Below are 25,725 nucleotides of genomic sequence, written 5' to 3'. Positions count from 1 at the left end.
GCGTGAAAAGATTAACTGAGGGGCATGGCCGCCCCGGACACTCCCGCCGAAACCTTCAAACGCGCGCTCAGCCACGCCGCTCGCGCCTTGGCCGAGCAGCCTGAGCTGGAGGTGGTGTTCGGGTCGGACGGACCCAAGCTGGCTGGCGGGATTCTGACTCTGCCGCATCCCCCACGCGACCCCTCCGGTAACGAGAGCGCGTCCCTGCGAGGCCAGGCCGACCGCCTGGCCCTGCGTTTGGCCAATCATGACGCGGGGATCGACGCCCGTATGCGCCCCGCCGACACCCAGGCGGCCGAGGTTTTCGACGCGGTTGAACAGGCGCGGGTCGAGGCCGTGGGCTCCGAATTCCTGGCGGGGGTCAGGGACAATCTGGACGCCGCCCTGGTGACGCGGCTGGAGAAGACCGGGGCGCTTCGCATCCTCGAGCCCGAACGGGCGCCGGTTTCGGAGGCCGTGGCTCTCCTGGTGCGTGAACGGCTGACGGGCCGGCCTTCGCCCGACGGAACCAAATCCCTGCTGGATCTGGTTCGAGCCGGCATAGAGGCCAAGGCGGGCGATCAGCTGGACGCCCTGACCGCGACCGCCGGCGACCAGGCTCTGTTCGCCGAAAAGATGCGCGAAGTGCTGCGCGCCCTGAACCTGGATCCCGGCGACGGCCAGGGCGAGGACGCCTCGGACGACCCGGGCGATCAGGAGCCGGATCCCCAGGAGCCCGACGCCGACGATCAGCCGGAAGAGGACGAGGAAGAGGAGGGCGGCGAGGGCTCCCAGTCCATGGAGGGCGACGCCGACGATCAGTCGTCGGAGCAGGAGCGCGAGAGCCGCCCCGAAGGCGCCCCCGCCGACCCTGAAGGCGAAGGCGCAGAGGACGGGCCGGAACTGAACGAGGGCCAGCAGCCCAATCGCCAGCAGACCGCCGACGACGGCCGGGCGGTCGACTTCTACCGCGTCTTCACCACCGCCTATGACGAGGTGGTGGACGCCGCCGACCTGTGCGATCCGATGGAGCTGGAGCGGCTGCGCAATCTGCTGGATCAACAGCTCACCCTGCTGGCCAGCGTCGTCTCGCGCCTGGCCAATAAGCTGCAACGGCGGCTGCTGGCCCAGCAGAACCGCGCCTGGACCTTCGATCTGGAAGAGGGGATGCTGGACACGGCCCGCTTGACCCGGATCGTCACCGACCCGACCGCCCCCCTGTCCTTCAAGGCCGAGAGCGAGAGCCCGTTCCGCGATACGGTCGTGACCCTGCTGCTCGACAATTCGGGTTCGATGCGCGGGCGGCCGATCATGGTGGCGGCGGTCTGCGCCGATATTCTGGCCCGCACGCTGGAGCGTTGCGGCGTCAAGGTCGAGATCCTGGGCTTCACCACCCGCGCCTGGAAGGGCGGACAGAGCCGCGAGGCCTGGATCAGCGCGGGCAAGCCCGCCAATCCCGGCCGGCTGAACGACCTGCGCCACATCATCTACAAGGCCGCCGACGCGCCCTGGCGCCGGGCCAAGAAGAATCTGGGCCTGATGATGCGCGAGGGCCTGCTGAAGGAGAACATCGACGGCGAGGCCCTGCAATGGGCGCACAATCGCCTGCTGGCCCGCACCGAGCAGCGCCGCATCCTGATGGTCATTTCCGACGGCTCGCCTGTCGATGATTCGACCCAGTCGGCCAACGCCGCCCTTTACCTGGACAAGCACCTGCGCCAGGTCATCGCCGAGATCGAGGATCGCTCGCCGGTCGAACTGTTGGCCATCGGTATCGGCCATGACGTGACCCGCTGGTACCGCAAGGCCCTGACCATCGTCGACGTGGAGCAGCTGGCCGGCGCCATGACCGAAAAACTGGCCGAACTGTTCGAGGCGGACGCCGCGGCGACGCTCGCTCGCCGGCCGCGTCAGAAGATCGCCGCATGAGACGTCGTCTACCGCGTCTCGCGGCGGCCTGGGCGGCCCTGGCGCTGACGGCCTGCGCCGCGACTCTGGGCCCGCCACAACCGTCCCTTTCAGACGAAGACGGCTGGTCCTTCGCCGCCGCCGAGTTGAAGCCGGTCGGTCTGGGCCTGCCCGGGGCCGTCCTGGCGCCCGGCGTGCGTTTCGCGGGCGGGATCGAGATCGTCGCTGGCCTGGGATCGCCGCTGCATGGGCTTTCCGATCTTAAACTGAGCGGAGGCGGCGGCTTTGTCGCCGTATCCGACGCGGGGGACCTGGTTCGCGGCCGTCTACGGCTCAACGCCCAGGGGCGGCTCGTCGGCGTCGATGGTCTGGCGTCTCACCGGCTGGCCCTGGAGGACGGGACGCCGATCAGCGACAAGCGCGACGGAGACGCCGAGGGTCTGGCCCTGACGCAATCAGGCGACCTGCTCGTCAGCTTCGAACGTCGCCATCGAATTTGGAATTACGGCCCGCTGTCGGCCGTGCGCGCCCCCCGACCGGTTCCGTCGCCCGCCGTCGCCTTTGCGGACAATGAAGGCATGGAGGGCCTAGCCGCTTCGCACGCTCAGACAGACGGCTGGCGCGCGGTCGGCGAAGGCGGCGGCGTCTGGGACTGCACGATGAACGGCTGTCGCACCGTCGTCTCGCCGCCGGCCGAGGCGCCCCGCGATTCCGACTATCGCTTCACCGGTCTGGATCGCGATCCGTCCGGCGAAGGCTGGTTCGTGGTGGAGCGCCGCTATACGCCGCCGATCGACATGCGGGGCCGGGTGCGGCGCATGGCGGCAGATGGGTCTTTGGGACCTGCCTTGATCGAACTGAAGCTGCCCGGCACAATGGACAATTTCGAAGGCGTCGCGGCCGAGCGGCGCGGCCAGGCGACCCGGCTCTATCTGCTGTCGGACGACAATGCCAATCCGGCCCAGCGCACCCTGCTGCTGGCCTTCGACATTCGCTAGACCGGGCCCTGGATCAGGCCGCGCCCGCCCATTGGGATTTTTCCGGCTCGGTCTCGACCGCCAGCAGGGCCTTGACGAAGGCGTCGCGCCAGATGCCCACGTCGGTGTCGCGAACCACCTGCATCAGGGCCTCCCATCGCCGCACCCGCTCGGCCAGGGGCATTGTCAGGGCCTTCTGGATGGCGTCCGACAGCTCCTCGCGGCTGTAGGGATTGACCAGAAGCGCCTCACGCATCTGTTCCGCCGCCCCCGCGAACCGGGACAGGATCAGGACGCCGGGATCGTCGGGGTTCTGGGCGGCGACATATTCCTTGGCGACCAGGTTCATCCCGTCGCGCAGCGGCGTCACCAGCCCAACCCTGGCGGCGCGATAAATCCCCGCCAGCTGGTCGCGGCGGTAGGTGCGGTTCAGATAGCGGATCGGCTGCCAATCCATGTCGGCGAAGGCCCCGTTGACCCGCCCGGCCAGGGCGTCCAGCCGCGCCCGCATGTCCTGATAGGAATCCACATCGTCCCGCGAGATCGGCGTGACCTGGAGCAGGAAGACCTCGCCGCGCATCGACGGATTGTCCTGCAGGAACTGCTCATAGCCCAGCAGCCGCTCCTCCAGCCCCTTGGAATAGTCGAGCCGGTCCACGCCGACGATCATGGCGCGAAAGGCCGCCGAGGCCGCCATCCGATCATAGGTCCGGGCCCCGAGGGTCGAGTTCTTCGCCGCCAGGAAGCCGTCCACATCGATGCCGATGGGGAAGACGCCGGTCTGAACCCGGCGGCCGAAACACTCCAGCCCGCCATGACCGAACAGCTCGCCCTGGGCCTCGCTGACCACATAGTCGGTGAAGAGGTCGCACCATTCGCGCGTATGGAAGCCGATCAGATCGAAGTCGAACATGGACTCCACCAGCCGCCGGTGATGCGGCAGGGTCACCAGCAGCTGGCGCGTCGGCCAGGGGGTGTGCAGGAAGAAGCCGATCCGGTTGCGGACGCCCAGACGACGCAAGTCCCGCGCCATGGGGATCATATGGTAGTCGTGGATCCAGATGACGTCGTCCGGCTTGATCACCGGCGCCAGAACCTCGGCGAAGCGGCGGTTCACCCGCTCATAACCCTCGCCGTAGGAGCGTTCGTACTGGGCCAGGTCGATCCGGTGGTGGAACAGCGGCCACAGGGTCTTGTTGGCGTAGCCGTTGTAATATTCCTCGACGTCCTGGGGCTCCAGATCGACCAGTCCGACGGTCACGCCGGCGCGGTCCTCCACCTTCATCTCGCCGGTGAAGCTGTCGATCGTCTCTCCAGACCAGCCGAACCAGAGGCCGTCGTATTTTCGCAGGGCCGCAGACAGGGCCATGGCCAGGCCGCCGGCGGAGCCCGCAGCGGGATCGGTCGGGGCCGAAACCCGGTTGGATACGACGATGAGACGGCTCATGACTTCACTTCGGCAGCGATCCCAGCCCCGGGACCAGAAAGATCAACGCACGTCGGTCCAGGATCGGCTCAACATCACGGCGCAATTGATGATCCCGACCAGGGAGTAGGTCTGGGGGTAGTTGCCCCACAGCTCCCCGTCCTCGACGGAAATGTCTTCGCTCAACAGGCCGGCCTGGGTGCGACGGGCCAGCATCTCTTCGAATATGGCGCGCGCCTCCTCCACCCGGCCGTTCTGATGCAGGGCTTCGATGAACCAGAAGGTGCAGAAGTTGAAGGCCGTTTCGGGCTCGCCGAAATCGTCCGGCTCGACATAGCGGAACAGGAAGGGTCCTTTTTTCAGATCCCGCTCGATTGCATCGAAGGTGGCCACCTGGCGCGGATCATGCGCGTCCAGAAAGCCCAGATCCGTCAGTTGCAGCAGGGAGGCGTCCAGTTCGCGTCCGCCGAAACTGGCGGCGAAACGCCCCTCGTCCGTCAGGAAGGTTTCCGCCTCGATCCGCTCTCGGATGGCCGCCGCCCGCTGACGCCAGACGTCGGCGCGAGCCTGCAGGCCCAGATGATCCGCCGCCTTGGCCAGACGGTCGCAGGCCGCCCAGCACATGACGGAGGAATAGGTGTGAACCCGCGCGATGGTGCGGAACTCCCAAAGCCCTGCGTCGGTCTGGTCGTGCATGGCGAAGGCCCGCTCGCCGACCTTCTCCAGAGCGTGGAAATCCTCGATCGTTCCGGGACGCAGCAGGCGTTGGTCATAGAAGGCCTGGACCAGGGGCAGGACGATCTGGCCATAGACGTCGTGCTGCAGGTGCTCATGGGCCTGATTGCCGATCCGCACCGGCTTCATGCCGCGATAGCCCTCGACCGTATCGACGATGCTCTCGCCGATGCCCGGCTCCAGCCCCACCCCATAGACCGGCTGGACATGGCCGCCGGCCGAGGCGTCAACCAGATTGCGCAGATAGCCCAAGTAGTTCTCGAGAATGTCGACCGCCCCCAGCCGGTTCAGCGCCCGCACCGTATAATAGGCGTCGCGGATCCAGCAGTAGCGATAGTCCCAGTTGCGCCCGCTCTCTTTGAATTCGGGAACGGAGGTGGTCATGGCCGCGACGATGGCGCCGGTCTCTTCATAGGCGCAGAGCTTCAGGGTGATGGCCGCACGGATGACGGCCTCCTGATAGTCCAGCGGCAGATAGAGTTTGCGGACCCAGTCCTGCCAATAGGCGACCGTGCGGTCCAGCGCGGCCTGAACCCCCGGCCCCACATCCTGATCATAGCCCTCGTCCGGTCCGAAGAAGAAGGCGTGCGGGCGTTCCAGCCGAAAGATCCGCTCCTCCAGGACGTGGGAGACGGGACAGTCGGTCGTCAGACGGAAGGTGACGTCCGGGCATAGGAACCGGATGTGGTTGGAGCCCGAGGTGTGGGGCGCCGGCCGCGCGCCCCAGTCGGACGAGGGGCGCAGCCGGACGCGGATACGCGGCGTGCCGTGCAGCGGTCGAATGATCCGCCCGAAGGCGAGGGGGCGATAGGTTCGCGAATGTTTGGGATGGCGCGGGGCGAAGTCGATGATCTCCACCGCCGCCCCGTCTTCGGCCGTCAGCACAGTCTTGAGCACCGGCGTATTGCGGACATAGGCTTGGCTGACGTGTTTCAGCCCCTCCAGCTCGACGGACCAATAGCCGTGCTCGGGCGCTTCTCCGTTCATCAGGGCCGAAAAGACGGGGTCGCCGTCGACGCGCGGGGCGCAGGCCCAGACGAACCGGCCCTGACGGTCGATCAGGGCGCTGATCGCGCAATTGCCGATGGGGAAGAGATCGAGATTGGGCGTCATCGATTCAGGCCCCCGCCACCGCTTCCAGCCAGGTCAGGACGTCGTTCACATCGTCGAGGCGATAGCGGGCCGCGGTTTCGCGCTCAGGCCCCACGAGCACGCCATAGCCGCCCAGGGTGGCGGCGGCTTCGAAACCATGTTCGTCGGTCAGGTCGTCGCCGAGCATGACGGGGGTCGCCCCCTTGAACGGCCCCTCCTGCATGAAGGCGGCGACGGCTGTGCCCTTGTCGGCGCCCGGCGTCTTCAATTCCAGCACCATATGGCCAGGCTGCAGCGTCAGGCCCGTCTCGGCCTGCAGCTGCCGGGCCAGTCGCTGCGCCGCCGCGCCCTGGTCAGGCGCCAGTCGATAATGCAGACCCGCAGAGACTCCCTTGTCCTCGACGATCACCCCCTGCCGGTCAGCGGCGAAGGCGTGAAAGGCGTCCAAAGCCCTGGCGACGGCGGCGTCGGCCGTCGTCCTCTGGACCGGACCGCCTTTCAGGCGACGCTCCAGTCCATGAACGCCCGAGGCGGACTCTAGGGCCCGGTCGGTGATCCGGTCGATCTCTCTTATGGTGCGGCCGCTGACCACGGCCACCCGGCCGTCGAGGCGATGCTGCACCGCCTTCAGCACGGCCGTGCGGCGCGCCACGGGACCGACCTCGTCGGGAGTCGGCGCCATGGGCGCCAGGACGCCGTCCAGGTCGAGAAACAGGGCGATTCCCTGGGCGACGACCGGCGGTCGGGGCAACAACAGATCGGCGGCTCCGGCGTGAGACGGCATAGGTATCTGACTCTTTACGGCTTCCCCAGGCCCCCATAACGCGCCAAAGCGGCAAAGGTTGACCCGAAAGCGACAAAGTCGTCTGAAAGAGGCGGTGCGCGCCGCCGAGGGGACTGTCTGCGGCCGTGCGTTGAAACAAGGAGAGCCCGGCCGCGGGCCTGACCAAACATGACCGAGATCGCCCATTCCTCGCCCGAAGACATCGCCGCCATGACGGGGCGCGCCCGCGAGGTCATGCGGTTGAACATCGAGGCGCTGGAAGCGCTGGAGCGGATGATCGACGTCTCGATCGCGCGGGCGGTGGATGTGATCATGAGCCGCCCCGGCTATGTGGTCGTCACCGGCATCGGCAAGTCCGGCCACATCGGCGGCAAGATCGCCGCCACCCTGGCGTCCACCGGTACCAACGCCTTCTTCGTCCATCCGGCGGAGATGAGCCACGGCGACCTGGGCATGCTGCGACCGGATGTGACGGTCCTGGCCATCTCCAACTCGGGCGAGAGCCGCGAACTGCGCGATCCTCTGATCTTCTGCCAGCGCAACGGCATTCCGGTCATCGCCATCACCCAGCGTCCGACCAGTTTCCTGGGACGCAACGCCGCGGTCTGCCTGACCATGCCCAAGGTGGCTGAGGCCTGTCCGAACGGCCTGGCGCCGACCACCTCGACCCTGATGACCCTGGCCCTGGGCGACGCCCTGGCCATGGTGCTGATGGACCGGCGCGGGTTCAGCGCCCTGGACTTCGGCCTGCACCACCCCGGCGGCGCCTTGGGCATGAGCCTGCAAAGCGTGCGGGAATGGATGGGGGACAACGCCGCGGCCCCGGCCAGCGTGCCGCTGAACGCCAGCTTCAGCGAAGTGGTCTCGGCCATTACGGAAGGCCGAAAGGGGGCGGTCGCCGTATTGAAGGCGGACGGCGCCTTGGCGGGGATCGTCACCGACGGCGACCTGCGTCGCGCCTTCCAGCGCGACATCACCGGCCTAACCGCCGCCGACATCATGGGGGCCAATCCGATCACGGTCGATCCGAACGCGCGGATGAGCGACGTCGTCGATCTGCTGACCGCGAACAAGATTTCCAATCTGTTCGTGGTGGAGGAGGGGCGGCCGACCGCCATCGTCCATATCGCGGAACTGATGCAGGCCGGCTACGTCGCCTGAGCCGCTGGTGATGCGTATCCTCTATGACGCCAGCCGGCTGATGAGCCGGGCCGAACGTTCCGCCCCCACGGGCGTCGATCGCGTCTGTCTGGCCTATGCCGAATGGCTGCTGTCGCGGCCCGACGTCGTCACCCTGCCGGTTCGCGGGCGCAAGAACCGCCTGGTCGCGGTCCAGCCCGAGTGGTTCCGGGACTTCGTGGTCGATCTGCGCGCGCGTTGGAGCGGGGCGGGCGTCGCCCCCGCCGACGTGGCGCATGAAGCCCTGTTGCTGGAGGCCCTGGCGGCCCCCGCCCGACCCGCAAAGTCTGTCATCAGTCCCCCCCCCGCCGGAGCGTGAGAAGCCGGCGGACAAGGGACGGGTGTTGAAACAGTTCTTCAAGTCCCGTCATGTCGCGCCCCTGCCGGCCGCCGACCTCTATCTGAACGTGGGTCATACGACTCTGCATGAGGCCGACGCCCTGCGGGACCTGGAGGCGTCGGCTGTGGACCGGGTCGTTCTGATCCATGATCTGATCCCCATCACGCACCCGGAGTTCTGTCGGCCGGGCGACGGCGCCAAACACCACGCGCGCGTGACCCACGCCCTGCGTTACGCCAGCCGGCTGATCGTCAACTCGGCCTATACCCGCGACGAGTTGCACGCGTTTGCGGCTCGGGAGGGCCTGCCCCAGCCGCCGGTCCACGTGGCGCATCTGGGCCTGGAGCCGGCCTTCGTGGCCGGCGAGGCGGTGGCGACCAGCCGTCCCTATTTCGTCCATGTGGGCACCATAGAGGCGCGCAAGAACCTGGCCCTGTTGCTGACCCTGTGGCGGCGGCTGGAGGAGCGGCTGGGCGAACGCACCCCCTCTCTGGTCCTGGTCGGGCGCTACGGCTGGGAGAATGAGGCGGTGCTGGATCATCTGCAGCGCTCGCCCAATCTGCGGGGGATCGTTCACCAGGCGGCCAACCTGTCCGACGAGGTGCTGGCGCGGCTGATGCGGGGCGCGCGGGCGGTGCTGGCGCCCTCGTCGGTCGAGGGGTTCGACCTGCCTGCGGTCGAGGCGGTGGCCATGGGCCGTCCTCTGATCGCCTCTGATATTCCGCCGCACAGAGAGCTGACGCCCCAGGCCGAGCTGATCGATCCCCTCGACGGGCTGGGCTGGCTGGCGGCGATCGAGCGGGCGACCATGACGCCTCCGCCCGCCGCCCCGGAGGCTCAGGCTGCGCCGTCGTGGGAGGCCCATTTCGACATCGTCGCTCAGGCTGTCGGCCTGGGGGCGGCCTCGCCTCTGGCGGGCGCTGCGAAAGGCGGGTAATCAACGCGCGAACAAGGGCCGATCCGTTTCCATGACTCGCACCATCCTGCCGCTTGCCATCGTCGCCATACTGAGCGGGTGCTCCACCCTGCCGCGCGACGGACCCTCGGGCGCCTCCATCGACGCTGGGGCCTCTACAGCCCAGGCCCTGGGCAGCTACGCCCTGGTGCCGCTGACCTATGAGGTCACGGAGCGGATGAAGGCCGTGCCGCCTAAGTTTTTCGGCACCCTGGCCGCCGCCTCCAGCGACCAGCCGGTCGATGTGATCGGCGAGGGCGATACGCTGGCGATCTCGATCTATGATCCTTCAGGCGCCCTGTTCGGCGGCAGCCTGGGTGGGACATCGGCTTCGGCGCGCACGGTTCCCAACCTGTCCGGCGGTTCCCAGGCCCTTCCGGGCGTCACGGTCGATCGCAGCGGCTCGGTCTCCGTGCCCTTCGCCGGTCCGGTCCGCGTCGTCGGCCTGACCTCGACCCAGGCGGCGGCCGCGATCCGCCGCGCCCTGGTCGGCAAGGTCGCCAATCCCCAGGTTCTGGTGGGGATCTCCGGCAACGCCTCCAACACCGTCAACGTCCTGGGCGACGTTCGCCAGCCGGGGCGTGCGCCGCTGGGCGTCAACAGCGACCGGATTCTGGACGTCATCGCCGCCGCCGGCGGATCGGCCCGCCCGACTGACGATCTGACGATCAGCATCCAGCGCGGCGGGCAGACCTACACCGCCCCCCTGTCGGCCGTGACGACCGAGTTCAGCGAGAACGTGCGCCTGCAAAAGGGCGACGTGATCAACGTCCAGTACAAGCCGCGTCGGTTCTCCACCTTCGGCGCACTGAACGCCGTGACGCAGGTCGACATGCCCGCCGGACCCATGACCCTGACGGGCGCCATGTCCAAGGTCGGAGGGCTGAACACCGCCACCGCCAACGCCCGGCGCGTTCTGGTCTTCCGCTTCGAGCGACCGGAGGTGGCCCGGGCTCTGGGAATCAACCAGCCGGCCACGCCCAAGGGGGTGCCGGTGGTCTATCAGCTGGACTTCAACAACGCCGCCAATGTCTTCGCCGCCACCAATCTGGAGATCATGCCCGAGGACGTGATCTATGTGCCCCTGGCCGGCGCCGCAGAGGCGCGCAAGTTCTTCGAGTTCGTTCAGAGCGTGACCCGCGTCGTCTATGACGTGTCGGTGACCAGCGCGATCAACGTCGACTGACGCCCGTGCAGGCGTGGCTCGCCCTTCTGTCCCGGCTGACGGGGCGCGCCGCCGCAGTCGCGACTGATATTGTCGATCCGGCCGGCGCCGCAGACCCCTTCGTCCGTCCTGCGGAAATCCCCTCGGAGGCTCCCTCGCCTCTGGATCAGGCGCTGGACGAGATCGAGGCGGGCGCCCTGGAGGTCTATGCCCGCGCCGGCCTCCCGACCCGCCCCGGCCATTATCGTCGGGCGCCGAACCAGACGGTTTGGGACTTTCTCTCTGCGGATCTGACGCCCGAGGCGCGGTTCGCCCTGGCCTTGGAGCATCCGCCGGAGACGGGTTGGCGCTTCGCCCGGCTTCAGGACCTGGGCGCGCGATCCGATCGTCCCGACCTGCGCGCGGCGTCCCGGTTGCTGAACGAGATCGCCGATCTGCGCCTCGCACGGAGGGGTGTTCTGACTGAAGATCATCTGCTGGTCGCCATGGAGCTCGGCGGGGCCTGGCGGGCGCTGCGAGACGCCAGACGGGCCGCCACTCAAGCCGAGGTTCCGGCCGCCCCTGCGGCCAAGGCGCGCCAGCCTGCAGGAAAGACTTCAGGCAAGTCTTCGGCCAAGACTCCGCGCGCCCGCCGCGCCAAGCCGTCCAACACTGCTTAACATGGCTTGGGACGAAGAGTCTGGCCCACGCGGCGCTGAATGCTCGTTCGCCGCCCAGACGGGGATGGGTGGGAAATTGCCCGGTTGGTTTTGTTTGACGCAAAGTTGATCTAAGAACGGGCCCTCCCCGAACGTCAGAGTTTCCCCATGTCCGACGCCCCCGAGTCCCCGCCCGACACCCCGCCGTAGGCCGCATCATCGCCATGCCGGCCGACACCAACCCCGAAGGCGACATCTTCGGCGGCTGGTTGCTGGCCCAGATGGACGTGGCCGGCGCGACTCCTGCCTTTGAACTGGCCCAGGGACGCTGCGCCACCGTGGCCCTGGACGGCATGGTGTTTCACCAGCCCGTCTCCGTCGGCGACGAGGTCAGCATCTACGCCAAGGTCGTCGGCACGGGCCGCACCTCGATCCGCATCCATGTCGAGGCCTGGAAGCGGTCGCGCGGTCAGCCGCTGGCCACGTCCGTGCGCGTGACCCAAGGCGTCTTCACCTATGTGGCCATCGACCAGTACCGCAAGCCGCGCCCCCTGCCGGGCAAGGAATAGGCGGAAATCTTGACCTCGCGCCGGGGCGCGCCTACGTCCCGACCATGGCCATCCGACGTATCCTCACCATCGACAACGCCGCCGACCTGGCGATCCTGAAACAGGTCTCCAAGCCCGTCGCGGGCGTCGACGACGCCGTGCGCGCCCTGATGGACGACATGCTGGAGACCATGTACGCGGCGCCGGGCATCGGCCTGGCCGCCGTTCAGGTCGGCGCCCTGGACCGGGTCATCGTCATGGACCTGGGCGATCGCGACGGAACCGTCTGCGAAACGGAAGAGGAAGACACGCCGGAGGCCGCCGAGGCGCGCCGCAACCCGCGCTTCTTCGCCAATCCGGAAATCCTGTGGGCCTCGGACGAGCTCTACACCTACGAAGAGGGCTGCCTGTCCATTCCCGAGTATTTCGACAAGGTGGAACGGCCGGCCCGCGTTCGCATTCGCTATCTGAACCGTGAGGGTCAGTCGGTGGAGGAAGAGGCTTCGGGCCTCTACGCCGTCTGCATCCAGCACGAGATGGACCATCTTAACGGCGTGCTCTTCATCGACCACCTGTCGCGGCTGAAGCGGGAACGCGCCGTGACCAAGGTCAAGAAGGCCGCCAAGGACAGGATCGCCGCCTGATGACGAAGCGCAACCCTCGCCCCATCCGGCGCGGCCAGTCCCTGGTCATCGACACCCAAGGGCGCCGTCGCTTGACGCGCAGCCAGAAGATCGGCGTCGCCGGGGTTGCGACCCTGGCGGGCGTGGCCCTGCTGGGCGTGGTGGCGGGCCTGCTGCTGGACCGGCTGCTCGATTTCGACGACGCCCTGGACGCCGGCGGCGAGTGGGATGAGGGCGGCGGCGTCTTCACCCGCTGGCAGTAAACCTCTAAAGGCGAGCCCATGCGCCTTGCCTTCATGGGAACTCCAGATTTCGCCGTGCCGTCCCTGGCCGAGCTTCTCGCCTCGGGCCACGAGATCGTCGCCGTCTATTCGCAGCCGCCGCGCCCGAAGGGCCGGGGCCAGAAGCTGACGCCGTCGCCGGTTCACGCCTTCGCCGAAACCATGGGCCTGCCGGTCTTCACGCCCGAGAGCATGAAGTCGCCCGAGGCCGTCGCCGACTTCCAGAGCCTGGACCTCGACGCCGCCTGCGTCGTCGCCTACGGCCAGATCCTGAACGCCCAGGTGCTGGCCGCGCCCCGACTGGGCTGCCTGAACCTGCACGGCTCGCTGCTGCCCCGCTGGCGCGGGGCCGCGCCGATCCAGAGGGCCATCATGGCCGGCGACGCTGAGACCGGTGTCCAGATCATGCAGATGAGCCTGGGCCTGGACGAAGGGCCGATCCTGCTCAGCGAAATCATGGACATCCGGCCCGACGACACGGCCGCCAGCCTGTCCGAGCGCATGGCCCATGTCGGCGCCGCCCTGTGGCCCCGCGCCCTGGCCGCCATCGAGCGCGGCGGCGTCGCGCCAACCGAACAGGTCGGCGAACCCACCTACGCCCGGAAGATCACCCCCGCCGAGGCCCGCATCGACTGGACCCGCCCGGCGGCCGAGGTGGACGCCCATATCCGCGGCCTGTCGCCCTTCCCCGGCGCCTGGTTCGAGGCCCCCTCGGAAGCCGGCCCGGTTCGGATCAAGGCCCTGCTGTCGGCCCTGGCGGACGGATCGGGCGCGCCCGGAACCGTGCTGGACGACGCCCTGACCGTGGCCTGCGGGACAGGCGCCGTGCGCCTGATCCGGGTTCAACGCGAGGGCAAGGCGGCGCAATCGACCGATGAGATGCTGCGCGGCTTCCCCCTGCCGGCCGGGACCGTGCTCGGCTGATGCCGCGCTACAAGCTGACCCTCGAATACGACGGCACGGCCTACAACGGCTTCCAGGCCCAGGAGGACCAGCCGACGGTCCAGGGCGCGGTCGAGGCCGCCATACTGGCCTTCTCCGGCGAGCGGGTGCGGATCGCCGCCGCCGGCCGCACCGACACCGGCGTTCACGCCACGGCCCAGGTCATCCATGCCGATCTGGAGCGGGACTGGCCGGTCGATACGGTGCTGAACGCCGTCAACGCCCATCTGATCAAACAGGATGTCTGCGTCCTGTCGGCCGAATACGCGCCCGATCCCGACTGGCACGCGCGGTTCTCCGCGACCGGCCGGGGCTATCTGTACCGGATCCTGAACCGCCGGCCTCAACCTGTTTTGGAGCGCGACCGCGTCTGGCACGTCAAGAAGAGCCTGGACGCCGAGGCCATGCACCATGCGGCCCAGGTCCTGGTCGGCCTGCACGACTTCACCACCTTCCGCGACGTGGGCTGCCAGTCCAAGTCGCCGGTCAAGACCCTGGACGTGGCCCGCGTCAGCCGGTTCGGCGAGGAGGTGCATCTGGTCTTCCAGGCCCGCAGCTTCCTGCACCGCCAAGTCCGGTCCATGGCCGGAACCCTGGTGGAGGTGGGGCTGGGCCGCTGGACCGCCCGTGACGTCAAGGCGGCGCTGGAGGCGAGGGACCGCGCCCGGTGCGGCCCTGTCGCCCCCTCGGCGGGGCTCTATCTCAGCGGCGTGCGCTACGACTGAACCCCGCCTGGGACCGGTCAGCCGCGCTGCTGGACCAGGACCTCGGCGATCTGCACCGCGTTCAAGGCCGCGCCCTTCCTCAGATTGTCGTTCGAGACGAACAGAGCCAGGCCGTGCTCGACCGTCGGGTCGGGACGCACCCGACCGACGAAGACTGGGTCCTGGCCTGCGGCCTCCAGCGGGTTCGGCACGGCCGTGACCACCACGCCCGGCGCCTGGGCCAGCAAGTCCAGCGCCGTCTCGACCGACATCGCGCGCTCGAACTCGGCGTTGATCGACAGGGAGTGGCCGGTGAAGACCGGCACCCGGACGCAGGTGCCCGAGACCGGCAGGCCGGGGATCTCCAGGATCTTGCGGCTCTCGTCGCGCAGCTTCAGCTCCTCGTCGGTATAGCCGTCCTCGCCCAGCTTGTAGTTCAGAGCCACCACGTTCGCGGCGATCGGCACGACCCACTTTTCCGGCGCGCCGAAGTCCACGGCCCCGCCGTCGCGGGCCAGGGCCGCGCCCTGTCCCACGGCCGCCCGCGACTGGTCCTCCAGCACGCGGATGCCCTCGATCCCGCCGCCCGAGACGGCCTGATAGGTCGAGACCGTCAGACGCTTCAGCCCCGCCGCGTCGTGCAGAGGCTTCAGCACCGGCATGGCGGCCATGGTGGTGCAGTTGGGGTTGGCGATGATCCCCTTGGGCAGGTCAGCCAGGGCGTGGGGGTTCACCTCGGCCACCACCAGCGGCACCTCGGGGTCGCTGCGCCAGGCGGACGAGTTGTCGATCACCACCGCCCCAACGGCCGCCACCTTGGGCGCCAGAGCCTTGGAGGTATCCCCGCCGGCCGAGAAGAAGACGATGTCCAAGCCGGCGTAGTCCGCCGTCGCCGCATCCTCGACCACAACGTCGGTCTCGCCGAAGCGGATGGTCTTGCCCGCCGACCGGGCCGAGGCGAACAGGCGTAGTGAGGCCAGGGGGAAGTTCCGCTCGGCCAGCAGGCCGCGCATCATCTCGCCGACGAGGCCGGTTGCGCCGACGATGCCGACGTGGGGAGGGTTGGACAGGGAAAAGGACATTCAGGCGTCTCCTGGGAGGATGGAGGCGCGGGGTTCAGCCGGATCGACCGCCCCGCGCATCGGCGGGGCTTGGGATCGGGGTTCGGCGCTTCAGACCTCGCGCACACCCGAAACCGCCCCGCCGAAGCCGGTGGTTTTCGAGGTAATCACTTTGGTCATGGAGACGGTCACGGCCAAGCTCTCTAGGGCCGAAACTGCGATGTGTAAACCTCAGACGGGCGGGGCGGTCGTCTGCAACAGGGCCTGGCGGCGGCGGACCCGTTCACGCCAAGCCGTATAGAGGCCGCTGGCGGCGATCAGGGCGGCGCCGGCCAAGGTGTCGGCGGTCGGGGTGGTCTTCATCAGCCAAGCGCCGAAGGCGACCGCGCCGAGGATCTGCAGATAGTCGAACGGGGCTACGACGGCGACGGGCGCCTTTTGCAGGGAGGCGGTCATCAACAGCTGGGCGACGCCGCCCGCCACGCCCGACCCGGCCAGGAGGGCGAAGGTCGTCAGGGCGTGCATCCGGCCGACGAAGGGCAGAAGCAGGGCGCCGACGATGGACGAGCAGACGAAGAACCAGAAGACGATCGCCGCCACATGTTCGGTGTCGCGCAGCTGCCGCAGGGTGATCGTGACCGCCGCCGTCAGGAGGGCGGCGGCCAGGCCGAAGCCGACGCCGGCCAAAGGCAAGGGGGTTGAGCCCGCTCCGGAAACCAGAGACAGGGGGCGGGTGACGATCAGCACGCCGATGAAGCCGACCGCCACCGCCGCCCAGCGCCGGGGGCCGACCGCCTCCTTCAGAACTAGGAAGGACAGGATGGTGGCGAAGATCGGGGCGGTGAAGCTGATGGTCGTGGCCTCCGCCAGCGGCAGAAGCGTCAGGGTCTGGAAGACGCACAGAATGGAGGCGACGCCCAGGGCGCTGCGGCCCAGATGCGCCATGGGGCGGCGCGTGGCCAGGCCCGCCAGTCCGCCCGGCTGGGTCAGCACCCAGATCAACACCACCGGCAGGCCGAAGAAGGCGCGGTAGAACAGCATCTCCGGCGCGGTGACCCCGTCCAGGGAGGCCAGTTTCAGAACCGCCGCCATGATGGAAAAGGCGCCCGCCGCGGCGATCCGAAGGGCGATGCCCCTCGCAATGTCTTCGCTTCCGGTCGTCTTGCTCATGCCGCTCCTGTCGCACGAACCCATAGGCCTTCGCGTCGCCGCCGCCCACCCCGGCGGAGCGATTTCCATCCGGCCGCGTTAAGCCTCCGGATCGGCAAGCTTCGCTGCAACATCGACAGGGTTCGGAGGCGCTCTATGGAAAATCTGCTGGATCAGATCGGTCAATTTCTGAACGGCCTCTTGGGCCTGGCCAGCGCCGGTTTCGACGGCGTCAATCAGGTCATGGGTCTGATCATCGCCGTGATCGCCGCTTTGATGATGGTCGATTGGCGATCCTTGGGATCGACGGCCTTGGGGGCGACCCTGGTTCATCTGATCGTCGTGGCCGTCCTTCCCGTCCTGAACGGCGGCGACTTCGCCCTGCCGGCCATCCTGACGGCGGGCTTTTGGTTGACGGGTCTGGCCCTGTTCCTGGGCTACGCCATCGTCATCGCCGTCTTCTTCTTCATCAAGACCTTGCTGACGGGCACGGCCTTCGGGCGGCGCAGGGTGCTGCACTGAGTTCAGCGGGCTCGGGGGGCCAGGCGCGGCTTCAAGCCTGACGGAAGCCCAGCACGTCCTGCATGTCGTAAAGGCCGGGTCGGCGGGTGCGAACCCAGGCGGCGGCGGCGACCGCGCCCTTGGCGAACAGCGACCGGTCGATCGCGGAATGGCTGAGGGTCAGGACCTCGTCCTCGGAGGCGAACAGCACCGTATGTTCGCCGATGATTCCGCCGCCCCGGATCGAGGAGAAACCGATCTTGCCGGTCTCGCGCTCCCCCTGGACGCCGTCATAGGGTTTGGAGCGGATCTCGGCCAGATCCGTAAAGCGGCCCTCGGCGGCGGCCTCGCCCAGCATCAGGGCGGTGCCGGAGGGAGAATCCACCTTGCGGCGGTGGTGGGCCTCGGTGATCTCGATGTCCCAGTCCTGGGCGTCCAGACGCTGGGCCGCATGCTGGACCAGACCGATCAGGATGTTCACGCCCAGGGAGAAGTTGCCGCTCTTGACGATGGCGATCTTCTCGGCGGCCTTCATCAGCTCGGCCTCTTGGGCCGGGGTGAAGCCGGTGGAGCCGATGACCAGGGCCGGACCGCCGCGCTCGGCCGCAGACTGGGCCAGGGCGACCGAGGCGTCGGGCGTCGAAAAGTCGATGATGACGTCGCACAGAGAGATGTCGGCCGTCTCGCCCCAGTCGAACCGGGCGGCGACGACCACGTCCTCGCGCGCATCCAGAACCTGTGACACCGCGCGGCCCATCCGGCCGCGATAGCCGGAAATGCCGGCGTGGAAGATTGCGCTCAAGCCGCGTTCTCTTTCGACCCGTCCGCATCCTGGCTGCCCAGGATGTCGGCCCAGAAGCGCTTCGCCTTGCCGGCGAAGCTGGAATTCCGGGGGTTCTGCGCCTCGCCGAAGGACAGGGCAAGCTCTTGCAGCAATTCCTTCTGACGGGGGGTCAGGTCGGTGGGGGTCTCGACGAACAGTTCGACGACCAGATCGCCGCGCGTGCGGCCGTTCAGATGGGGCATGCCCTTGCCCTTGATCCGCACGGTCTTGCCGGTCTGGGCGCCGGCGGGCACCTGGACGGCGGCCTTGCACTTGCCGTCGCAGGCGTCGGAGACCAGACAGGGGGCGTCGATCTCGCCGCCCAGGGCCGCCACCGTCATCGGCACAGGCACGGTGACCAGCAGGTCCAGGTTGTCGCGCTCGAACAGGTCGTGCGGCGTCACCGACAGGAAGACGTACAGGTCGCCGCGCGGGCCGCCGCGCTGGCCGGCGTCGCCCTCGCCGGTCAGGCGGATGCGCGAACCGTCGTCGACGCCGGCGGGAATTTTCAGGTTCAGGGTGCGTGTCTTTCGCACCTGGCCGTGGCCGTGGCAGGTGGGGCAGGGGTCGGCGATCATCTGGCCCGCGCCGTGGCAGCGGGGGCAGGTCCGCTCGACCTGGAAGAAGCCGTTGGCCTGGCGCACGCGGCCCGCGCCGTTGCAGGTGGTGCAGGTGACCGGCTTGGTGCCCGGCTTGGCCCCCGAGCCCTCGCAGGTCTCGCAGGTCAGGGTGGCGGGGACGTCGATCTGGACCTCGGCCCCGCGATAGGCCTGCTCCAGCGAGATCTCCAGGTCGTAGCGCAGGTCCGAGCCGCGGCGCGGTCCGCCCTGCTGGCCCCGGCCTTGGCGGCCGCCGAAGGCGTCCCCGAAGGCGTCGCCGAAGACCTGGGAGAAGATGTCGTTCAGATCGGAGAAGCCCTGGCCCTGGCCGAAGGGATTGCCGCCGCCCCCGCCGTTGACCCCGGCATGGCCGAACCGGTCGTAGGCCGCCCGCTTCTGGTCGTCGGACAGAACCGTATAGGCCTCGGAAATCTCCTTGAACTTGGCCATGGACTCTTCCGAGCCGCCGTTCCGGTCCGGGTGATGGATCATCGCCAGTTTGCGATAGGCCGATTTCAGGCCGGCGGCGTCGATCGTCCGCTCGACGCCCAGAATTTCGTAATAGTCACGCGCCATCGGGCGTCAGTCCTCATTACTTCCCCTGCCGCCCGGCCCGAACCTCTGCGGGCTCTGGAAAAGGCGGTGTCCCGGCTGACATGGGGGCCGGAACGCTTGATGCAAGTTTCATGAAAAGACCCCGCCTATCGCAAGACAAGCGGGGCCGTATCATTTCAGCGACCTGTTGCGGATCAGGCGCTCTTCTTCTCGTCGGTGTCCGAGACGTCCTCGAACTCCGCATCCACCACGCCGTCGTCAGCCGGCTGGCCTTCGGCGGGCGCGCCTTGTTGGGCGGCGTACATGGCTTCGCCCAGCTTCATCGAGGCCTGGACCAGGGTGTTGGTCTTGGCGCGGATGTCCTCGGCGTCCGTACCCTCGCGGGCGGTCTTCAGATCGGCCAGAGCGGTCTCGATCGCGGTCTTGACGTCGGCCTCGACCTTGTCGCCGTGGTCGGCCAGGGCCTTTTCGGTCGAGTGGATCAGGCTGTCGGCGGCGTTCTGGGCCTCGACCAGGTCCTTGCGGGCCTTGTCGGCGGCGGCGTTGGCCTCGGCTTCCTTGACCATCTTCTCGATGTCGGCGTCCGACAGGCCGCCGTTGGCCTGGATGCGGATCGACTGCTCCTTGTTGGTCGCCTTGTCCTTGGCCGAGACGTTGACGATGCCGTTGGCGTCGATGTCGAAGGCGACCTCGATCTGCGGCATGCCGCGCGGCGCCGGGGGGATGCCCATCAGGTCGAACTGACCCAAGAGCTTGTTGTCCGCCGCCATCGGCCGCTCGCCCTGGAAGACCCGGATCGTCACGGCCGACTGGTTGTCGTCGGCGGTCGAGAAGGTCTGGCTCTTCTTGGTCGGGATGGTGGTGTTGCGCTCGATCAGGGGCGTGAAGACGCCGCCCAGGGTCTCGATGCCCAGGGTCAGGGGCGTCACGTCCAGCAGCAGCACGTCCTTGACGTCGCCTTGCAGCACCCCGGCCTGAACCGCGGCGCCCAGGGCCACGACTTCGTCGGGGTTCACCCCCTTGTGCGGCTCCTTGCCGAAGAAGGCCTTCACGGCCTCCTGGACCTTGGGCATGCGGGTCATGCCGCCGACCAGGACGACCTCGTCGATGTCCGACGCCTTCAGGCCGGCGTCGGCCAGGGCCTTCTTGCACGGCTCGATGGTGCGGGCGACCAGGTCGTCGACCAGGGCCTCCAGCTTGGCGCGCGACAGCTTGATGTTCAGGTGCAGCGGGCCCGAGGCGTTCATGGTGATGAACGGCAGATTGACCTCGTACTGGGTGGTCGAGGACAGTTCCTTCTTGGCCTTCTCGGCCTCTTCCTTCAGGCGCTGCAGGGCCAGCTTGTCCTGGCGCAGGTCGACGCCCTGCTCCTTCTTGAACTCGTCGGCCAGATAGTCGACCAGGCGCAGGTCAAAGTCCTCGCCGCCCAGGAAGGTGTCGCCGTTGGTCGACTTCACCTCAAAGACGCCGTCGCCGATCTCCAGGATGGAGACGTCGAAGGTGCCGCCGCCCAGGTCATAGACCGCGATCTTCTGACCGTCGTTCTTCTCCAGGCCATAGGCCAGGGCGGCCGCAGTCGGCTCGTTGATGATGCGCAGGACTTCCAGCCCGGCGATCTTGCCGGCGTCCTTGGTGGCCTGGCGCTGGCTGTCGTTGAAATAGGCCGGGACGGTGATGACGGCCTGGGTCACCTTCTCGCCCAGATAGGCCTCGGCGGCCTCCTTCATCTTGGTCAGGGTGAAGGCCGAAATCTGCTGGGGCGAATAGTCCTTGCCGTGCGCACGCACCCAGGCGTCGCCGTTCGGACCCTTGACGATCTCATAGGGCACCATGCCCTTGTCCTTCGCCACGACGGGATCGTCGAAGTTGCGGCCGATCAGGCGCTTGATGGCGAAGAAGGTGTTGGCCGGGTTGGTGACGGCCTGACGCTTGGCCGGCTGACCCACCAGGGTCTCGCCGCCGTCCTGAAGGGCGACCACCGAGGGGGTGGTGCGGGCGCCTTCGGCGTTCTCGATGACCTTGGGGTTCTTGCCGTCCATGACGGCCACGCAGGAGTTGGTGGTGCCGAGGTCGATGCCGATAATCTTGGCCATGGGCGTACTGTTCTCTCCGTATCGGCGGGCGATGCGGCGGCCTTCGATGAAGCGCCGCGCGTGACCGCCCCCTGTGGGTTGGCGTGATGGTGCCGGATAGCCCCAGGTTTCGCGGGGTTTCTCCGAAGCTGGCCCCGATATGGGAAAGTCCCCTAGGCCTGCAAGGGCGTTCTGCGATTCAGCGATGCGCCGGCCCCGGTTTTCCCGCAGGATGAGGCCATGTCCCCGGTTTCAGCATGATTTCAGAGGTCCAAACCGCCGTTCAAGGCTTCCGCCTGTGGCCCGGCGCCCTGGACGGTCCGGCCCAGGCCGATCTGGTCGATGCGGTGTTCGCGCGTCTGGAGGCTGCGCCCCTTTATCGACCGATCACCCCTGGCGGGCGGCCGTTTTCGGTGCAGATGAGCAATTTCGGGCCGCTGGGCTGGGTCTCGGACCGCAGCGGCTATCGCTATCAGCCGACGCACCCGCAGACCGGGCGGGCCTGGCCGGATATTCCGCCGGTGCTGCTCGACTTGTGGCGGGCGACCGTCGGCGGGCCTCAGCAGCCGGACGCCTGTCTGGTCAATCTGTACCGCGAGGGGGCGAAGATGGGCCTGCACCAGGACAGGGACGAGGCGGACCTGACGGCTCCGGTTCTTTCGGTGTCGCTGGGCGAGGCGGCCCTGTTCCGTATCGGGGCGGCCGAGGGCGGTCGCACTGCGACGCTGCGGCTGGACAGCGGCGACGTCTGCGCCCTGACCGGGCCGGCGCGGCTGGCCCGGCACGGGGTCGATCGCGTCCTGGGGGGCTCGTCGCGCCTGATCCCGGGCGGGGGACGGCTGAATCTGACCCTGCGCGTGGCGGGGCTCAGTCCTCAATGACCTCGTGGGCGCCGGCGCCGCCGAGGCGCCAATAGCCGGCGGCCTTCACGGACTTGGCCGAAAAGCCGAGCGCCAGCACGCGTGTGCGCAGGGCCTTGGCCACGGCGGATTCGGCGGCGATCCAGACATAGGCGTCCTTGCGCTCCACCTCGGTCAGGGCCCGATCCGCCGCCGTCAGCAAGGCGTCGGAACGGCCTCGGGGCGCGCCGTCGCGGATCGCCCAGGTAAAGGCGACATCTGCGGCGCTTTCGAAGGTCCAGGTCGACTCCCTATCCGCAACCTCGACCACCACATGGGCGCGTGCGTCGGCGGGCAGTTCCTCCAGACGGCGGGCGATGGCCGGAAGGGCGGTCTCGTCGCCGATCAGCACATGATCGGCATAGGCGGTGGGGACGATGAAGGAGCCGCGCGGCCCCCCCACCCCCAGGACCGAGCCGGTCTTCGCCGCCATGGCCCATTCGGTCGCCGGACCGCCGTGGCCGGTGACGAAGTCCAGGGTCAGGCGACGGGCGGCGGCGTCATAGGCGCGGGGGGTGTAGTCGCGCATCACCGGGCGCGGCTCGGCGAAGACTGGACCGTCCGGCCCGAGCGTCGGCAGGACCGGCGCCTGACCCTCGGCGACCGGGAAGATCTTCACATGGTCGTCGAAGCCCAGGGAGACGAAGCCGTCCAGATCCGCGCCTTCCAGCACGATGCGGCGATAGGTCGGCGTCAGATCCTCGATCGAGGCGACGGCCAGGGTGCGGAACTTCAGTTCGTGCCGCACGCTACGCGGGATGCGCAAGAGCCCGGTCATGCCTGTTCCACCTTGTCGGCGGCCTCGTTCAGTATGGCGGCGATGGCCTGAATCTGGGCCTCGGTCAGGGCGGTCTCGCCCGTCAGACGGCCGTGAATCGTGTGGCGCAGGCGGCCGATGGCGTCCTGGATGGCGGTCGGCCTGAGGGCGCGGGCGGCGAAATTGTCCATCGTCGCCTCGGCGGCGCGCAGGATCGCCTCGTTCTCGGCCAGCAGGGCGCGCCCGGCCTCGGTGATCGAATAGAGTTTCTTGCCGCCCTGGGCCTCGGAGTCCAGCGCGCCCATTTCCTCCAGCAGGGTCAGGCTGGGATAGATGACGCCGGGGCTGGGCGAATAGGCGCCGCCCAGTTTCGTCTCGACCGCCTTGATCAACTCATAGCCGTGGCTGGGCTTTTCCGCGATCAGCGACAGCAGGACCCAGCGCAGGGTCCCGTGGTCGAACAGGCGGCCGCCGCCGTGGCGTCCGGGCCCATGGCCGCGCCCTCGCCCTTCGCCGCCCCAGCCCGGACCGAAGCCCGCGCCGCGTCCGCCGCGCATGCCTCGCCCCAACCCCATTCCGAAGCCGTGGCCGAAGCCGTGACGGCCGTGTTTTTCGCCGCATCCGTTGCGGCCGTAGAACATCCCCGTGGTCCTCATCATCGCTTCCTTTTCGATATATCTATTCATGAGTTTTCAGATATATCGAAATATCGAAATCCGCAAGGGGGGCTGGTTTTCGGCGCGCCGCTGCGGCGTATGTCCAGGATGGACGATCTGAAACGCCGCTGGGCCCGCCTCGAACCCCACCTGACCGTCGTCGGGCCCGACGACGACCGGCCCCGCCCGGCGGTCCTGCTGTTCCACGGCTGCGGCGGTCTGCGCGAACACCTGCCCCGCTATGCGGAGGCGGCCAAGGCGGCCGGCTGGCGCGCCTTCACCATCGATTCCTACGGGCCGCGCGGCTGGGGCCGGGCCTTCACCCTGACGGCGGTCTGCACCGGCCTGGCCTTCCGGGGCTATGAGCGGGCGGGCGACGTCCTGGCGGCGATCCAGGGGATTTCGGCCCGACCGGACGTGGACGCGACCCGGCTGGCCCTAGCCGGCTGGAGCCACGGCGGCTGGTCGATCATGGAGATGATGAGCGCCGATCCTGCGCCCAACACCCTGGGCGTGGCCGACCCCGGGGCGGCCGACCTGTCGGGCGTTCGCGCCGTTTGGCTGGCCTACCCCTATATCGGGCCCTTCGCCTTCAACCGGATGAAGCCGTGGCGGCATTGCCCCCGGGTGCTGGCCGTCACCTGCAAACGCGACCATCTGACCACGGTGCGCAACGCCGAACTGGTCAACGCCATGATCCGCGACTGCGGCGCCGAGGTCGAAAGTTGGGTCGCCCCCGGCACCCACGCCTTCGACGAACCGACCAACAACGGCCCAATGCGCCACGACCCGGACCTGACCGAGGAATCCCTGCGTCGATTCCGCGCCTTCCTGACCGACGTCGCGCCGCATGTCTGAAAAAGAGTCCCGTCTCCGTCTTGACGATCGGCCTATCACGTAACAATTGAAGTTACATGAAAAGGGACTCCCGCCTCTCCAACATCCTCCACGCCCTGCTGCACATGGCCGAGTACGAGGCGAGGACCGGCGCGTCCATGACGTCGGATCAGCTGGCTGCCTGCCTGTCGACCCATCCAGTCGTGGTGCGCCGGACCATGGCGGGTCTGCGCGAACAGGGGCTGGTGGTCTCGGAAAAGGGGCGTGGCGGCGGCTGGCGGCTGGCCCGGCCCCTGGATCAGGTCACCCTTGGCCAAGTGAATACGGCCTTGGGCGAGCCCGGCCTGTTCCCCGAAACCCCGCCGATCGAGGCCGACGGCTGTCTGGTCGAGGCGGCGGTCAACGACGCCCTGGCCGAGACCTACGCCGAGGCTCGCGCCCTGCTGGTCGCACGGCTGAACGAGATCACCCTGGCCGATCTGGCGGCGGACTTCGCGCGCCGAATGGCCGACCACCCGAAAAAGGATCTGCTGAATGCCCGTCTCAACCTCCATCGTCCCGAGTGAGCCCATGCCGCATGACGCCCTGATCCTGGGCGGCTCCTACGCCGGCCTGTCCGCCGCTCAGCAACTGGTCCGCGCCCGTCGCCGGGTGCTGGTCATTGACGACGGAAAGCCGCGCAACAGGTTCGCCGCCCGCGCCCACGGGTTTTTGAGCCAGGACGGCAGGCCGGGGGCCGAGATCGCCGCCGCCGCCCGCGCCCAAGTGGCCGCCTATCCGACCGTCGCCTTCCGCATGGCTGAGGCGGTCGAGGTCGAGCGGATCGACGGCGGCTTTTCGGTCGTCTTCGCCGACGGGACGCGGACCACCGGCCGCCGTCTGCTGCTGTCGCACGGGGTCGAGGACGTGCTGCCGGACATTCCGGGCGTCAAGGAACGCTGGGGCCGGACGGCGCTCCACTGTCCCTGGTGCCACGGCTATGAGATCGGCGGCGGCTCGATCGGGGTGCTGGGGCGCGGCGACCATGCGGTCCAGTACGCCGCCACCGTGGCGGAGTGGGGCCAGGTCACCCTGTTCATGGGGCTGGAGGTCGGACTGTCGCCCGAGGACGCCCATCTGCTGTACCGGCGCGGCGTGACCATCGAGACCACGCCCATAGAGCGGCTGGAGGGCGACGCCCCCACCCTGACGGGCGCGCGCCTGGCCGACGGGCGGTTTGTGGCGTTAAAGGCCCTCTTCGTCGGCGCCCAGATCCAGGTCGGCAATCCTTTCGCCGAGCGCCTGGGGTGCGAAATGACCGACACTCCCATGGGCCGGGTGATCAAGGTGGACGGGATGCAGCAGACGACCCAGCCGGGCGTCTTCGCCGCCGGCGACCTGGCGCGGGCCGCGTCCAACATCACCCTGGCGACCTCGGACGGCATGATCGCCGGCCACGCCCTGTTCCGCTCGCTGGTGGAGGAGGAGACGCAGCGCGCGGCCTGATTGGCGCGGCGACAACATGTCGCCTTCCGCGCGAGTCTGATCAGGCTAGGTTGTG

At 68.4% G+C, this 25,725-nt stretch carries 27 protein-coding genes; 17 read left to right on the top strand and 10 right to left on the bottom strand.

Annotated elements, in window-relative coordinates:
- Positions 1-24 precede the first annotated feature (24 nt).
- Complete coding sequence (cobT, locus tag JMT67_RS10525) at positions 25-1,908, top strand: cobaltochelatase subunit CobT (RefSeq protein WP_201463429.1); 1,884 nt, start codon at positions 25-27, stop codon at positions 1,906-1,908.
- Positions 1,905-2,885, top strand: a complete 981-nt coding sequence (locus JMT67_RS10520) for an esterase-like activity of phytase family protein (protein WP_201463428.1) — start codon at positions 1,905-1,907, stop codon at positions 2,883-2,885. The genes cobT and JMT67_RS10520 overlap by 4 nt, the downstream gene beginning before the upstream one ends.
- Positions 2,886-2,898: 13 nt before the next feature.
- Here JMT67_RS10520 and JMT67_RS10515 read toward each other — a convergent pair whose 3' ends face one another.
- The 3 genes from JMT67_RS10515 to otsB are packed head-to-tail and all read right to left on the bottom strand — an operon-like array spanning position 2,899 to position 6,901.
- Positions 2,899-4,311, bottom strand: a complete 1,413-nt coding sequence (locus JMT67_RS10515; RefSeq protein WP_054764328.1) for an alpha,alpha-trehalose-phosphate synthase (UDP-forming) — start codon at positions 4,309-4,311, stop codon at positions 2,899-2,901.
- Positions 4,312-4,353: 42 nt separating this feature from the next.
- Complete coding sequence (locus tag JMT67_RS10510) at positions 4,354-6,138, bottom strand: glycoside hydrolase family 15 protein (protein ID WP_201463427.1); 1,785 nt, start codon at positions 6,136-6,138, stop codon at positions 4,354-4,356.
- Positions 6,139-6,142: 4 nt separating this feature from the next.
- Positions 6,143-6,901: a trehalose-phosphatase gene (otsB, locus tag JMT67_RS10505; protein WP_233455862.1), complete on the bottom strand. Its 759-nt coding sequence runs from the start codon at positions 6,899-6,901 to the stop codon at positions 6,143-6,145.
- A 168-nt stretch (positions 6,902-7,069) separates the two neighbouring features.
- Here otsB and JMT67_RS10500 point away from each other — a divergent pair, with 168 nt between their 5' ends.
- From JMT67_RS10500 to truA, 10 genes are all read left to right on the top strand, one after another.
- Complete coding sequence (locus JMT67_RS10500) at positions 7,070-8,062, top strand: KpsF/GutQ family sugar-phosphate isomerase (protein ID WP_201463426.1); 993 nt, start codon at positions 7,070-7,072, stop codon at positions 8,060-8,062.
- Positions 8,063-8,069: 7 nt separating this feature from the next.
- Positions 8,070-8,399 carry a hypothetical protein gene (locus JMT67_RS16270; RefSeq protein WP_233455861.1) on the top strand — a complete coding sequence of 110 codons (330 nt, stop codon included), beginning with the start codon at positions 8,070-8,072 and terminating at the stop codon, positions 8,397-8,399.
- A gap of 25 nt (positions 8,400-8,424) precedes the next feature.
- Positions 8,425-9,357 (top strand): glycosyltransferase family 4 protein, encoded by a 933-nt coding sequence (locus tag JMT67_RS10495; protein WP_233455860.1) that lies wholly within the window; start codon positions 8,425-8,427, stop codon positions 9,355-9,357.
- A gap of 31 nt (positions 9,358-9,388) precedes the next feature.
- Entirely contained in the window at positions 9,389-10,561 is a 1,173-nt protein-coding gene (locus tag JMT67_RS10490) for a polysaccharide biosynthesis/export family protein (RefSeq protein WP_201463425.1), read from the top strand.
- A 5-nt stretch (positions 10,562-10,566) separates the two neighbouring features.
- Complete coding sequence (locus JMT67_RS10485; RefSeq protein WP_183216507.1) at positions 10,567-11,199, top strand: hypothetical protein; 633 nt, start codon at positions 10,567-10,569, stop codon at positions 11,197-11,199.
- 203 nt (positions 11,200-11,402) lie between these two features.
- On the top strand, positions 11,403-11,747 hold the full coding sequence (locus tag JMT67_RS10480) for an acyl-CoA thioesterase (RefSeq protein WP_201463424.1): 345 nt from the start codon (positions 11,403-11,405) through the stop codon (positions 11,745-11,747).
- A 44-nt stretch (positions 11,748-11,791) separates the two neighbouring features.
- Positions 11,792-12,370 carry a peptide deformylase gene (gene def, locus JMT67_RS10475; protein ID WP_152949192.1) on the top strand — a complete coding sequence of 193 codons (579 nt, stop codon included), beginning with the start codon at positions 11,792-11,794 and terminating at the stop codon, positions 12,368-12,370.
- Positions 12,370-12,612: a hypothetical protein gene (locus tag JMT67_RS10470; protein ID WP_054764322.1), complete on the top strand. Its 243-nt coding sequence runs from the start codon at positions 12,370-12,372 to the stop codon at positions 12,610-12,612. The genes def and JMT67_RS10470 overlap by 1 nt, the downstream gene beginning before the upstream one ends.
- Before the next feature lie 18 nt (positions 12,613-12,630).
- Positions 12,631-13,554 carry a methionyl-tRNA formyltransferase gene (gene fmt, locus JMT67_RS10465; RefSeq protein WP_201463423.1) on the top strand — a complete coding sequence of 308 codons (924 nt, stop codon included), beginning with the start codon at positions 12,631-12,633 and terminating at the stop codon, positions 13,552-13,554.
- Complete coding sequence (gene truA / locus JMT67_RS10460; protein ID WP_183216517.1) at positions 13,554-14,297, top strand: tRNA pseudouridine(38-40) synthase TruA; 744 nt, start codon at positions 13,554-13,556, stop codon at positions 14,295-14,297. Before fmt ends, truA begins: the two co-directional genes overlap by 1 nt.
- Before the next feature lie 17 nt (positions 14,298-14,314).
- Here truA and JMT67_RS10455 read toward each other — a convergent pair whose 3' ends face one another.
- Together JMT67_RS10455 and JMT67_RS10450 are read right to left on the bottom strand one after the other, a co-directional pair.
- Complete coding sequence (locus JMT67_RS10455) at positions 14,315-15,358, bottom strand: aspartate-semialdehyde dehydrogenase (protein WP_201463422.1); 1,044 nt, start codon at positions 15,356-15,358, stop codon at positions 14,315-14,317.
- A 210-nt stretch (positions 15,359-15,568) separates the two neighbouring features.
- Positions 15,569-16,507: a DMT family transporter gene (locus tag JMT67_RS10450; protein WP_183216521.1), complete on the bottom strand. Its 939-nt coding sequence runs from the start codon at positions 16,505-16,507 to the stop codon at positions 15,569-15,571.
- A gap of 135 nt (positions 16,508-16,642) precedes the next feature.
- Between JMT67_RS10450 and JMT67_RS10445 the strand changes: the two genes are divergently transcribed.
- Entirely contained in the window at positions 16,643-17,008 is a 366-nt protein-coding gene (locus tag JMT67_RS10445; RefSeq protein ID WP_201463421.1) for a hypothetical protein, read from the top strand.
- Positions 17,009-17,039: 31 nt separating this feature from the next.
- Here the strand turns inward: JMT67_RS10445 and dapB are convergent, their stop codons facing one another.
- From dapB to dnaK, 3 genes are all read right to left on the bottom strand, one after another.
- Entirely contained in the window at positions 17,040-17,789 is a 750-nt protein-coding gene (dapB, locus tag JMT67_RS10440; protein ID WP_201463420.1) for a 4-hydroxy-tetrahydrodipicolinate reductase, read from the bottom strand.
- The gene (gene dnaJ / locus JMT67_RS10435; protein WP_201463419.1) at positions 17,786-18,985 is read right to left on the bottom strand and encodes a molecular chaperone DnaJ; all 1,200 of its coding nucleotides are present in this window, start codon (positions 18,983-18,985) and stop codon (positions 17,786-17,788) included. The genes dapB and dnaJ overlap by 4 nt, the downstream gene beginning before the upstream one ends.
- Positions 18,986-19,158: 173 nt before the next feature.
- Entirely contained in the window at positions 19,159-21,057 is a 1,899-nt protein-coding gene (dnaK, locus tag JMT67_RS10430; RefSeq protein ID WP_152949185.1) for a molecular chaperone DnaK, read from the bottom strand.
- Between the two features lie 236 nt (positions 21,058-21,293).
- Between dnaK and JMT67_RS10425 the strand changes: the two genes are divergently transcribed.
- The gene (locus JMT67_RS10425; protein WP_201463418.1) at positions 21,294-21,917 is read left to right on the top strand and encodes an alpha-ketoglutarate-dependent dioxygenase AlkB; all 624 of its coding nucleotides are present in this window, start codon (positions 21,294-21,296) and stop codon (positions 21,915-21,917) included.
- Here JMT67_RS10425 and JMT67_RS10420 read toward each other — a convergent pair.
- Both JMT67_RS10420 and JMT67_RS10415 read right to left on the bottom strand, forming a co-directional pair.
- Positions 21,904-22,713, bottom strand: a complete 810-nt coding sequence (locus JMT67_RS10420; RefSeq protein WP_201463417.1) for a siderophore-interacting protein — start codon at positions 22,711-22,713, stop codon at positions 21,904-21,906. The two genes, JMT67_RS10425 and JMT67_RS10420, sit on opposite strands and share 14 nt — an antisense overlap.
- Entirely contained in the window at positions 22,710-23,348 is a 639-nt protein-coding gene (locus JMT67_RS10415; RefSeq protein ID WP_201463416.1) for a PadR family transcriptional regulator, read from the bottom strand. Before JMT67_RS10415 ends, JMT67_RS10420 begins: the two co-directional genes overlap by 4 nt.
- Before the next feature lie 108 nt (positions 23,349-23,456).
- On the opposite strand from JMT67_RS10415, the gene JMT67_RS10410 reads away from it, so the two are divergent.
- The 3 genes from JMT67_RS10410 to JMT67_RS10400 are packed head-to-tail and all read left to right on the top strand — an operon-like array spanning position 23,457 to position 25,670.
- The gene (locus tag JMT67_RS10410) at positions 23,457-24,206 is read left to right on the top strand and encodes a dienelactone hydrolase family protein (protein ID WP_183216536.1); all 750 of its coding nucleotides are present in this window, start codon (positions 23,457-23,459) and stop codon (positions 24,204-24,206) included.
- 56 nt (positions 24,207-24,262) lie between these two features.
- The gene (locus JMT67_RS10405) at positions 24,263-24,751 is read left to right on the top strand and encodes an Rrf2 family transcriptional regulator (protein ID WP_201463415.1); all 489 of its coding nucleotides are present in this window, start codon (positions 24,263-24,265) and stop codon (positions 24,749-24,751) included.
- The gene (locus JMT67_RS10400; RefSeq protein WP_233455859.1) at positions 24,720-25,670 is read left to right on the top strand and encodes an NAD(P)/FAD-dependent oxidoreductase; all 951 of its coding nucleotides are present in this window, start codon (positions 24,720-24,722) and stop codon (positions 25,668-25,670) included. The genes JMT67_RS10405 and JMT67_RS10400 overlap by 32 nt, the downstream gene beginning before the upstream one ends.
- The last annotated feature ends 55 nt before the right edge of the window (positions 25,671-25,725 follow it).

Source organism: Brevundimonas aurantiaca (assembly GCF_904830995.1).
Taxonomy (GTDB): Bacteria; Pseudomonadota; Alphaproteobacteria; order Caulobacterales; family Caulobacteraceae; genus Brevundimonas; species Brevundimonas aurantiaca.
Note: the sequence above shows the minus strand (reverse complement) of the source record. Positions and strands in the feature narration are given on the sequence as shown.